Origin of the sequence: Tumidithrix helvetica PCC 7403 (assembly GCF_965232925.1) — a bacterium.
Taxonomy (GTDB): Bacteria; Cyanobacteriota; Cyanobacteriia; order Pseudanabaenales; family Pseudanabaenaceae; genus Tumidithrix; species Tumidithrix helvetica.
Map to the genome: position 1 here is coordinate 133,246 of NZ_CBDDRA010000005.1, position 11,380 is coordinate 144,625.

Genomic DNA, 11,380 nt, shown 5'->3' on the forward strand with positions numbered 1-11,380 from the left:
ATTTTATGCCAAATCTTCTAGATTAATTCCCAAACTGCTGAGTTGCTCAGGAGTTAGTCCAGCCATGAGCTTTTCGGCAAGTCCTAGCCGCTTTTGATGTTCTAGATCGGCACGTTCTTCACCTGTCAGCAATAAATTCCCTTCAACATCCCACCACCGTAACCAAGGTAGCTCCACATTTTGATAAACACCATGCCAAATACCTAGCTCTACAGCCAAAGGCGCGATCGCATAATGTCCCCGCTCATTTGCCGTAACTTCCTGATAGGTATTATCTATGAGGTGATACATTTCAACCTTTGCCTTTCTCACCTCATAGATGGCGTAGTAGGGAATGCGAATGGCTTGCTCATATACCCAAAACTTACCAGGCTTGCTCTCTTGGCTTTGAGAAGGAGGCGTGCGATCGCGTTCTTCTTTGCCATTACCTGAGACAAACTCGATCGCAATTAAAGGCGCAATATACTCTTGCCATAGGACATACGAACGCCGCATTTGCCCATCCAGCGTAGGTGGCACGTTCGGGATGTAACACCAGTCAGGTGCTTCTGCTCCTTTTTCGGGTGGATCGGTCAGCCGCCAATAGATGCCAGAATCTTGACCAATGCAGTACTGTCCATCAGGATGATGTTGGCGAAGTACAGGTTGAATTGCGTCAGTCAGCAGAATGCTTTGAGGATGTTCTTGATAGTTTTTCACAAACGTACCGTCTGACTCTGGCAATTGAGTATGGTCAGGTAAAGTCAAGATTAGGTCTGGTGATGTAGCATGAGTCATGCGCTTCAACCCTAAACTTAGTAGTGAATCTTGGGGGGATATTAATTTGCAAATAATCTTGATTCTATACTTTTCCTACAACTCAACCATCTCCTGTTGCTCCGATTCACTAAGATTAAACGACACCCAAGGCTCCACCTAGCAGCGTGATAATCAAGGAGATCGCCGCAGGATGAATCAATACTGACCACAGGGCGGGAATTTGAATATTGCCAAAATAAGGCAGTACCAATTTGCCAAGTAGGGCATTGAATCCAAAAAATACGAGTATCCAGATCGGAATCAACTTCAAGCCAATTCCTACCAATATGAGCCAGATCGCCAGATTGGCGATCGCGATCGAGCCAATTCCCTGCAACCATCCTAGGCTTTTTTGAATGGGTTGAGCAGGCGACATCCACACTAAACCAGCCCAAGTCAAGGCAGCTAGTACACCACAAGCGATCGCATCAAAGAGTAATTGCATTTAATGGCAAGAATCTAACATTAGTTAACTCTGGCAGGAATGCCCTGACGACGCAACTCATTAGCGCGTTGACGGGCGGCATTTACATCTTGGTAAGCCCCCACTTGGGTTTGACCATCCGAGCGCACAAAGGCATCCTTTTCAACTTGCTGTACTTTCGAGGCGTAGCTACCATCGACTACAACCCGATAGTTGCTTCCACTGTTGGCAGTAGAAACCGAAGAGATCGGTGCCGAATATTTCACAGGAGGAGATGTACTGGGTACCGAGACCGTAGGAGCCGTTTGGCGTTCGGGAGCAGGTGCTGGCGCAGTCCGCACAGCAACATTTGTAGAACTTGTAGAAGGTTTTGTGACTGGACGAGAAACCTGTTGCGGTCTGCTGCGTGTCGTTGTGGACTGACTGGGTGTATAGGTTTGTTGTGGTTCTGAATAAGACTCTATGGGGCGCAAAGCCTTAGGCGTTTCGTAGCTAGAAGATACAGGGGGTAGGGTAGTACTAAGATTTGTATTAGGCAGCGATCGCAGAGCAACAGAAGGGGTCGGTTTTGTATTGTTATTTGTAAGGTTAGGTGAAGTATTGGTAAAACCTTGATTTATCTGCCCAGGTTGGTTTCCGGGTAATGGCACAAATGGAATTAGACCATTTTTGTCCGTCGAAAGCCCAGAATTGGGTGCAATCAGAGAAGGTTGGCGATTTTGCGAGCTAATACTGACATCGCTATTTGGATCGGACAGTGCCGCAGCGCGATCGTTCTTTTGCTCGTGCTTTAACAGCCTTACGAGTCCTGAAGGATCGACAATTAAAAAGCCTATGAGCGCACTAGAAACTAGTAATAGCAGCAAAGAGATCGCCCCCACTGGGTTCATCAAACTGCTAAAAATATTGGTTTCGGTTGGTGTCGCCGCGATCGGTGATTCGACGAACTCGTCTTGTTCTTGATAGCTATTGGCAATGTCTCGTAAAAGCTCATCATCATCAACGGTTCTCGCACTGGTGTTTGCGGTAACATTTGCTGCTTGAACGCTTGGGGCAGATCCATAACCTGCATTATAGGCAAAAGCTTCTGGCTGTGTCACGTCAGCATAGGGGAAGGGACGGAGTGAGTCATCCGCTACCTTCTGATTGTGGGGCAATTGCAGTTCTTTGATTGCCGCACTTGCATCGATTCTGGCTGGTATTTTGCTCGGATTCATCGGAATCGTTGGCAGGGTGGCATTGTCTACATACCGATCGTCCTTACGCCCATCTCCACGCACGGGTGACCAAGCAGATGACTTGCCTGACGGTCTAAACGGATTCAAATAAGAATAGCTCTGTCCATTTGACTGCCAATGACGATAACGCTCTAGCTCATCATTGAGGTTGGCGTCCAATCCACTCAGTGCAGTTTGGAGTACAGAAGACTTGGCAATCGAGGGAAGGTCTTCGTCTTCAGCAGGCTCGGTAGCTCTAGATATAATATTTGGACTAAGGGTTTGCATAAGTCTTTGCCTCACGCAGTAACTAGGGTTTTTGCTAAGTAAATCTCTCGAATATCTTCGGGTAGCGCCTCATCAAGGGCTTGGTAGGCTTCGGTGAGTAACTGTCTCGTATCATTTGCCGATACGTTTTCTCCTTCAGCTTGCAAATATGCCGCGATGCGAGCGGGGCTCCATTTAAACGTTTGGGACAACAGCAATACAAGACGTAAATTGCCAGCTAATTGATTTAAGGCTTGATTGAGATAGCACCATAGCACGGGTGGTGTTTCGGTAAGCGAGTACTGAATGTCTTCTACCAAAGGCAAGTCAGCCCGATTAATCATCATCGCCGCAATATTGATCAGCCAACTCTGCAACGATATTTTAGGAGTTACAGCCCGCAGGTCTAGCGATCGCATCTCATGGTAGATATACTCCCAAGTCTTGACGAACAGATAGTCTGACTGCACGGGCGATCGCGTTGCCGTACTCATTAAGGTATAGAGTACCTGTCCGTAGCGGCAGAAAACCGCAGCAAAATATTGACCTGCGTCAGGGTGACGCTGAAATAGTGTCACAAGCTCTTGATCGCTCTTCTGAAACAGAGCTTGTACCTTGGGATGGTTGATTTCAGGGAGAGGTGGAAGCTGCACTGTAACTACCTAAAATATGAGGTGAAATTGAGGTGGCATTATTAATGCACACATAGTAGCAGCAATGCAATAGAAAGCAAGCTGATATTGATAAGCTCTGTAAACAAAGACTCATCACATCAAGGGGATGCGTTTCCTGCTTAAATGATAAAAAATCAACTTTTTTAATTCAACGGATTATGTACATTGTACAAATAGCTTCTGAGTGTGCTCCTGTCATTAAAGCTGGGGGGCTAGGTGATGTAGTTTATGGACTCAGTCGAGAGCTAGAAGTACGCGGTCATGCGGTCGAGGTGATATTACCTAAATACGACTGCATGCGCTATGACCATGTTTGGGGCATGCATGATGCCTATCGCGATCTTTGGGTGCCCTGGTACGGTGGCACAATTCACTGCTCGGTTTATTGTGGCTGGGTGCATGGGCAACTATGTTTCTTTATCGAGCCTCATTCTGGCGATAATTTTTTCAATCGAGGCTTTTATTACGGTGCGAATGATGACAATATGCGCTTTGCTTTTTTTAGTAAAGCTGCCCTAGAGTTTCTGCTGCAAAGCAATAAGCGTCCCGATATCCTGCACTGCCATGACTGGCAGACGGGCTTAGTTCCAGTCATGCTGTTTGAAATGTACAAGTTTCATGGTATGGGGACGCAGCGCGTGGTCTATACCATTCACAATTTTAAACACCAAGGGATGGCTGGCTCGGATGTGCTGCGGGCTACAGGACTCAATAATGATGCCTACTACTACAGTCGCGATCGCCTCGTAGATGATTTTCATCCAGGGGCAATCAATTTCATGAAAGGGGGAATCGTTTACTCCAATTTCGTGAATACGGTTTCACCTCACCATGCATGGGAAGCTCGCTTCTCTGACATTGGCTGCGGATTGGGACGAATTTTGGAAGTGCATCAGAGCAAGTTTGGGGGTGTGCTCAATGGCATTGACTACAACCTGTGGAATCCTGAGTCCGATCGCTATATTCCAGGCTTTTACAACAAGGAAGATCTTGAGGGGAAAGCCAAGGATAAAAAGGCGCTACGGGAAAGATTATTGTTACGGGATTCAGATAAGCCGCTAATTTGCTATATCGGTCGCCTAGACAATCAAAAGGGCGTACATTTAGTTCATCATGCTATCTATTATGCGCTGCATAAAGGTGCGCAGTTTGTTCTCCTCGGTTCCGCGACTGAAGCTGCGATTAATTCTAAGTTCTGGCATGAGAAACAGCATTTAAACAACAATCCCGACTGCCATTTGGAATTAGGATTTAACGAGGAACTTTCGCACCTGATTTATGCTGGCGCGGATATGATCGTTGTGCCCAGTAACTACGAACCTTGCGGACTGACTCAGGTAATTAGCTTACGCTATGGTACGGTTCCGATTGTGCGCGGTGTGGGTGGTCTAGTCAATACCGTCTTCGATCGCGACTACGACCCAAACAAGCCCCTAGAAGAACGGAATGGGTTTGTCTTTTATCAATCTGACTATCAAGCCCTTGAGTCAGCGATGAGTCGAGCCCTAGCCCTGTGGGAAAAAGAACCCGAAGAGTTCCAAAAACTAGTCAAACAGGGAATGGAATATGACTATTCGTGGAATCTTCCTGGCGAACAATATGTGGGAATTTATGACTACATTCGCCACAAGTAAAACAAGAGATTAGGAAACCCTAAATTTAGGGTTTCCAATAGATCCCAAATAAGCCATAGTCAAAGAAAGGTGCCATAGAAGCAATGCCTGTAATGTCTATATTGGCAAATAGGAATGTGAGTACAACCCCACTATAGGCGTAGTAACTCTTGATAGAACGATCCGCGATCGCTGCTAAAGCAATGGTAAAAATTGGATAGGTGTAGAAAGCCAACCTTGGCAGCATACCCGTAGGACTCCAGCGGTTGGCTTCAGGTGCTACCAAAATAGCCGAAAGTAAGACCAGAGAGATAACTGCACTGGAAACTACCAAGGGTAAAAGACTATCGAGATCTTGCTTCGAGCGATAACGATTCCATAAATCAAGCAAGTAAATGCTTGCAGCTAAAAAGCCAACTATCATGCCCCCATAAATTAAAGCTTCTGTGCCTCTCCAAATAAACTTAAGAATCCAAGCAATATCTAGATGCGTAAGCGTGGTAAGCCAAGTTTTAATACTATTGGTTAAAAACTCTACATTCTCCTGCCATCCGATCGTTCCTAAAACCTGTTTCAAAAATATTTCAGTCCAGAGGATTGCAATTAAAATCTGTACGGTCAAAACTGCGATCGCGGTCGCTCTTTTTCTAAATATCCATAAGGTGAATGCACAGGCAAGTGTGAGGTGATACACATCGTAGATGGGCGAGCCGATGAGAATCAGCAAACTCATGAAAGCAGTTTTTTGAAGATTGTGGCTATGAATAATTTCTAATGTTGCCCATATCATAATTGCAGCGGTGGCAAAGGATGCTGCATACATAGCGGATTGCCCAACAAAGCTTACAAAACCCCAACTTGATGCACAAGACAAGATTGCGATCGCTGCAGCTCTTTCACTGAGATTAAAGATCGAGCAAGTTTTATATAACGCCGCGCAGGCAAACAACCAAAACAGTAGATTTAGAGAGAAACTGGCTACCCAGCGATGTCCATCAAATCCAATTAGGGAGCTTAAATAGCCAAAAAAGAATCTTCTTAGCTTTTTTGAGTAGCTGGCATCAAAATTTGGCTCGACAAATATTCGTTCTAAAGCCGTAAAGTGATTGAGGTCGCAGTTGACCATAAACTCTGGGTGCTCGTGAGGGCAAGCAAATGGATAATTTACAGCAACTCCTGGAACATAGGTATAAGGTGAATTTGAAGACACATGTGCTAGAGAATTATATAGAATCAATATGCCTGTGAGAATCAGTAAAACTAGCTTTTGTCTAACTTTAAAATAGTTAGTTATTTTGAAGAGAACTAAGCCAATTACAATAAAATAAATAATCCAGTTAAAAGGTTCTAAGTTGCGTGAAATGGTTGCAGGGAATCTTAAAGTTAGGATGAATACCAGTAAAAAAATCTGCCAAAAATATTTTGTAAATGGTTGGGTGTTGAACTCGATTTTGATAAAGAAATACCAAATCGCTAAAACTAAGAAAGTGGGAATTAAATTTAATAGACCGACTTTTAAGGAAGTGAAGAGAGCCATCCAAACGGCTTGCAGTAGGGTAAACCCTAAAACGATTCCTAGGTCTTGGGTCAATTGTTGAATTGAGTTGGAACCTTGGAAATTATGGCTGAACTGCTCAAACCAAGTTTTTGAATTTTTAATAACACCATCGATAAAGCGATTACCTTGAGTATGCGTTCTGTCACGACGGACTTCTTGATTGAGGCTATCTTTTAAAAAATTTACTTCAGGGGTGAACAGTTCGCGACTCGAACTATTTTGGGATGATTCTTCAGTGAAATCATCTGTAAAAATTGCATGGCAAGCAGCACACTCGTAAATTTGCTTACCCTGTCTCTTTTTTTCGTATTTGACTTGCCCATGGTTGACAAATTTTGTGTGACCACACAAAGGACATTCCATAATTTGTTTTAGCGTTTATTTTCAAGTTCTTAGACTTACTTCCAATACAAACCGATCGCACCGTAATCAAAAAGTTGTGACATCGATGCCAAACCAGTCAAATCTAAATTAGAAATATAAAATGTACCCACCGCAATAGCATAGGCATATTGTTTGAGCAACCAATTAGAAATCGCCGCGATCGCAATGATATTGACGGGATAAACAAAGGCTGCTAGCCTCGGTTGCATGCCCGTTCCACTCCAGATATGTGCTTGTGGTATTGTGAAAATTGTTGCTAAGAGCATCACAATCGTAAGAGAAAGGCAGATTGAAAGTAATAATTGACTGGAACGATCGGGTTGTTTGATTTGCTTTCTAATTAAATAAACTACAAAAATCAGTGTCGCGATCGCACCAATGATATAACTTCCATAAATGTAAGATTGAAACCCTTTGGCAATAAAATAAAACCCTTTATGCCAGTCAAATTTCAAGAAAATATCTAACCAAGTCTGCAAGCTATAGGCCAGATTTTTGATACCACTACTTTGACTTTCTATATTGCCAAGAGTACCCAAAAATTTAGTAAGAGATACTTCCTTCCACACGATAACCAAGCAGATTTGCGTTGCCGCGATCGCAATGGCTAAAAACCTCTGGCGATAAATGAGAAGCAAGATCGCACTGACTAGGGTTAACGGATAGATCTCATAGGCAAGTCCACCAGAAATAATAATTAAGGCAAGGAGCGCGATCCAAGAATTCTTTTGCTCTAAATCTACTTCACCATTGAGAATATTGTTCTCCGTTGCGCTCTCTTCCGTCTTAAGTTCTTTTGTAGCAATCGGTCCTATTTGAGAAATATGGATAACTTCTACAGTTGCCCAGATCGCGATCGCCGCAAAAGCATAGGCAGTGAGTTGTGGCGATGGTTGACCGACAAAGCTGACAAATTCCCAACCCGAAGCACAGCAAATCATTGCTGTTAATGCAATTCGTCGCTCTAGCCCTGCCAAAATACAGATTCTAAATATAGAGGTACAGGCACAAAACCAAAGGAATAGATTGAGACTAAAACTAGCAAACCAGCGATGCCCTTCTATGCCTACAAGAGAGCTGACATAGCCATAAAAGAACCTACTCATAAAGACTGAGAAACTAGCATCGTAGTTTGGTTCCGTAAATATTCTCTCTGGTGCGATAAAGTGACGCATATCGCAACTGACCGCAAGGTTGGGGATTTCATAGGGACATTCCCAAGACTGGTTATTTTCAACCCCTGGCGTATAGTTTGAAGCAACATGACGCACGGTACGAAAGGCATAGGTAAACGGAGAGTTAAGGGAAATATGTGTAATCGCGTTAAAGATAATAATGGTGATGACAGCGATCGCAAAAACAAGCGACTGCTTAACTTTGAAGTAATCAATGATTTTTCGTAAGACCAATCCTGCCATGCCAAAATAGATCGTCCAATTGATTGGTTCTAAGGCGGTCGTGAGTGTAATTGGCAGCCTTAGAGTTAATAAAAATCCCAGACCAAAGCACAGCCAAAAGTATTTTTTGGTGGCTACGACTTTGACGCAGAAGTACCAAATCGCTAGAAATAAGCTTGTGGGGAGTAAATTGACCAATCCCACTTTTACAGAAGTAAACTGGCACATCCAGAGACATTGTGCCAAGGTGAATCCCAAAATTATGCCAATATCAAGAATGAATCTAACTTTTGTTGATTGAGATGGGCTGCTCTTACCTGTCTCTCCATTTGTCAATGTGTCAGAATTAGTTGAATTTTTTGGAATCATTTCTAGCTGAGTAGTAAAGAAAATTTCTTATCGAAACAAGTTGTATTTAAGTATGCAATAAATTGCCCAAACCCCATCTTTCCAACTGATTTTTTTACCTTCTTTATAGCTGCGTCCATAATAGGAAATACCGACCTCATAGATACGACAATTCATTTTTGCTACTTTTGCCGTAATTTCTGGTTCAAATCCAAAGCGTTTTTCTTCGATTTTGATCGCTTGAACGATTTCGCTCCTAAAGGCTTTGTAACAAGTTTCCATATCAGTCAGATTGATATTAGTAAACATATTTGAGAGTGTTGTTAAGAAGCTATTGCCAACGCGATGCCAATAGTACACAACACGATGGGGGGAACCACCTTGAAATCTTGAGCCAAACACAACATCTGCCTTATCTCTTAAAATCGGTTCGATCATAATTGGATACTCCTGAGGATCGTATTCCAGATCGGCATCTTGCACGATTACAATATCCCCCGTCACGACAGCAAACCCTGAACTTAGTGCTGCTCCTTTCCCTTGATTGCACGAATGATAAATTACGCGATCGACTTGCGATTCTAGTTCATTTTGTAAGAGTTCTCTGGTGCCATCGGTCGAGCAATCATCTACGACAATGATTTCACATTCTTTGATCGGTGAAACTTTCACGTCACGAATTACTTGAGTAATCGTCCTAACTTCGTTGTAGCAAGGAATAATGACAGATAATTTCAATCGACTGACCTCATGATTGTTTATATAGCAATCCTATTTGATACATGTTGAGATTCTTTTTTCTGCATAGACCTGTAGGGGCAATTTATAAATTGCCCCTACGCACTCATTTAGGATTGCTATATATTACCCAGAGAGAGAATTGCATAACCAATTCCCCAAAACTCGAATGGGCTATCAAATTAAGAACCTATCGCTTAATATCAGGAAAACTCCATTGATATTGATTGGGAAAGATAAAATTGATAAACGAAAGTGAGATGCTGATATCTAACGATCGCACGTGATGCCACCAACCAACAGGGACAAAAATCACTTCTCCCGGTTCCAACAACACATCGATCGTTTTGATCTGTTTAAACAATGGATAGCGATCGTAATCAGGGTTGTCTAAATCGACCTCACTAAATACGCCTCTGTAGTTATAGATCAAATGGTTGTAATAGGGGGGAATCATTTTCCAATGCTTGCGTCCATAGACCTGCGCCATCATTAAATTAGCTGGATCGTGGTGTAGGGGTGTGATCGTACCCGCAGGGCCGAGCCAAAAGTACGTTTTGCCTTTTGTATCTTTGGGATCTAGGTATTCGGGAAACAATTCGATTTGGTCGATGAGACTTTTCATTTCGTCGCGATCGAGATTGTGATTGTTGGCAACCATATAATAATCATTGGTCGAACCACCATGGACAATCATGTCAACATAGTCGCGCATTAACAGATTCTTGCGATGTCGATCGACATTGATTTCATATAAGGCATCGGCATTTCGGTTGGTTTGAACTTCAATTTCGACATCTCCATAGTTCGCTTTTAAATATTCAGGACTCCATAAAGATAAAGCCTGCCAGTTCTCCATAATTCCAGTCAAAATCACTGGGGTACTGGTGGCATAATAATTTTCTAAAAACTCTTGTCTAGTGAGCTTGTCTCGCCGCTCTATTTGTTGTTGTTTCGGCGACAACTCCGCTAGTTTTATGCTGATATTGGCATGGGATTCCAGCTTTTTGAGGGCATCGGTAAAGTTTCTGCCTGCCTGAAAATAAGGATGCGATATAACAATTTGTAACTCTTTCCGTGCCTCATTGGCATCAATGCCATGCTGAACTAGCGTTTGCACGAGCGAATCATCATCCGCACCTAGCAGTTTATTCTCGGCAATCCATCGTTTCCAGTCATCGGTTAGAGGCTTTGAGGTAACGACAAAAGGATTATATTTGAGAGGACTAAATTCTTGAGTACTCAAATGGTTGGAATAAGTCATAGTCTTTAGCTCTGCTAACTTAACTGTTACTTTAGTTCACTAATTCAAAAGATTTTGAAAAGATTATGTATATCAAAATCAAAGGTGTATTTATCCGAGTCATTCTGTTGATCCAGCTAGCCGTTTTATTACTGGGCTACAGTTTTCTCGGTTACTACTTAAACAACCTATATCGCGGGCAGCAATTCCTTGAAGGGCTGCTTTTGCTCAGTATATCTCTCGGCGCAACATGGGCGATCGCTTTCAACTTGGGTGGCTTAATTGCCGTGGCAGTAACAGCTCTGATCGCTTTTTTCTATGCGGGGCTTGTCCCTAGTCTGATCGCGACGGGCGCAGGTGGTGCATTTCTATTTTTTTGTCTTTGGGGCGATGACTACGAAGCACCCGATCGCAAAGATGAAAATTTAAATAAACTCGATTGGTTGGTAACCATAACCACGATCGCTTTCGCTGCCATATTTGCCGTACTTGTACTCAATACAGTTCCCAATGTTTGGATTGCCTATCTCTTAGCTGGGGGCATGACAGGAGCATTAGCTACCGTGGGGATGCAAACAAAATCTGTCAATTTAACCCGATGGAAAACATTTTTGCTCTTGATCGGTTTGGCTCTGGTTGGCATGGCGATCGGTGTGATTTTTGAATCGATCTGGTTTTCGTTTACCTTCCACCGACCTTCTTAAAAACAAAAATTCCAA

General features: G+C 43.1%; 10 protein-coding genes. 2 read left to right on the top strand and 8 right to left on the bottom strand.

Going from position 1 to position 11,380, the window contains the following annotated elements; genetic code table 11:
• Window positions 1–3 precede the first annotated feature (3 nt).
• The 4 genes from ACP2WE_RS06560 to ACP2WE_RS06575 form a co-directional block, all read right to left on the bottom strand.
• Window positions 4–777 carry a Uma2 family endonuclease gene (locus ACP2WE_RS06560; RefSeq protein WP_425214787.1) on the bottom strand — a complete coding sequence of 258 codons (774 nt, stop codon included), beginning with the start codon at window positions 775–777 and terminating at the stop codon, window positions 4–6.
• Window positions 778–892: 115 nt separating this feature from the next.
• On the bottom strand, window positions 893–1,243 hold the full coding sequence (locus tag ACP2WE_RS06565; protein ID WP_425214788.1) for a hypothetical protein: 351 nt from the start codon (window positions 1,241–1,243) through the stop codon (window positions 893–895).
• Between the two features lie 20 nt (window positions 1,244–1,263).
• Complete coding sequence (locus tag ACP2WE_RS06570) at window positions 1,264–2,727, bottom strand: hypothetical protein (RefSeq protein ID WP_425214789.1); 1,464 nt, start codon at window positions 2,725–2,727, stop codon at window positions 1,264–1,266.
• Window positions 2,728–2,738: 11 nt separating this feature from the next.
• Window positions 2,739–3,359: an RNA polymerase sigma factor gene (locus ACP2WE_RS06575; RefSeq protein WP_425214790.1), complete on the bottom strand. Its 621-nt coding sequence runs from the start codon at window positions 3,357–3,359 to the stop codon at window positions 2,739–2,741.
• Window positions 3,360–3,538: 179 nt separating this feature from the next.
• Here ACP2WE_RS06575 and glgA point away from each other — a divergent pair, with 179 nt between their 5' ends.
• Window positions 3,539–5,014, top strand: a complete 1,476-nt coding sequence (glgA, locus tag ACP2WE_RS06580; protein WP_425214791.1) for a glycogen synthase GlgA — start codon at window positions 3,539–3,541, stop codon at window positions 5,012–5,014.
• A gap of 25 nt (window positions 5,015–5,039) precedes the next feature.
• Here the strand turns inward: glgA and ACP2WE_RS06585 are convergent, their stop codons facing one another.
• From ACP2WE_RS06585 to ACP2WE_RS06600, 4 genes are all read right to left on the bottom strand, one after another.
• Window positions 5,040–6,914 carry a hypothetical protein gene (locus ACP2WE_RS06585; RefSeq protein ID WP_425214792.1) on the bottom strand — a complete coding sequence of 625 codons (1,875 nt, stop codon included), beginning with the start codon at window positions 6,912–6,914 and terminating at the stop codon, window positions 5,040–5,042.
• A 35-nt stretch (window positions 6,915–6,949) separates the two neighbouring features.
• A complete protein-coding gene (locus ACP2WE_RS06590) occupies window positions 6,950–8,701 on the bottom strand; it encodes a hypothetical protein (RefSeq protein ID WP_425214793.1) in 1,752 nt (583 codons plus the stop codon).
• A gap of 27 nt (window positions 8,702–8,728) precedes the next feature.
• Window positions 8,729–9,418 carry a glycosyltransferase family 2 protein gene (locus ACP2WE_RS06595; protein WP_425214794.1) on the bottom strand — a complete coding sequence of 230 codons (690 nt, stop codon included), beginning with the start codon at window positions 9,416–9,418 and terminating at the stop codon, window positions 8,729–8,731.
• 190 nt (window positions 9,419–9,608) lie between these two features.
• Window positions 9,609–10,682, bottom strand: a complete 1,074-nt coding sequence (locus ACP2WE_RS06600; RefSeq protein ID WP_425214795.1) for a cupin-like domain-containing protein — start codon at window positions 10,680–10,682, stop codon at window positions 9,609–9,611.
• A 65-nt stretch (window positions 10,683–10,747) separates the two neighbouring features.
• On the opposite strand from ACP2WE_RS06600, the gene ACP2WE_RS06605 reads away from it, so the two are divergent.
• On the top strand, window positions 10,748–11,365 hold the full coding sequence (locus ACP2WE_RS06605; RefSeq protein ID WP_425214796.1) for a hypothetical protein: 618 nt from the start codon (window positions 10,748–10,750) through the stop codon (window positions 11,363–11,365).
• Window positions 11,366–11,380 lie beyond the last annotated feature (15 nt).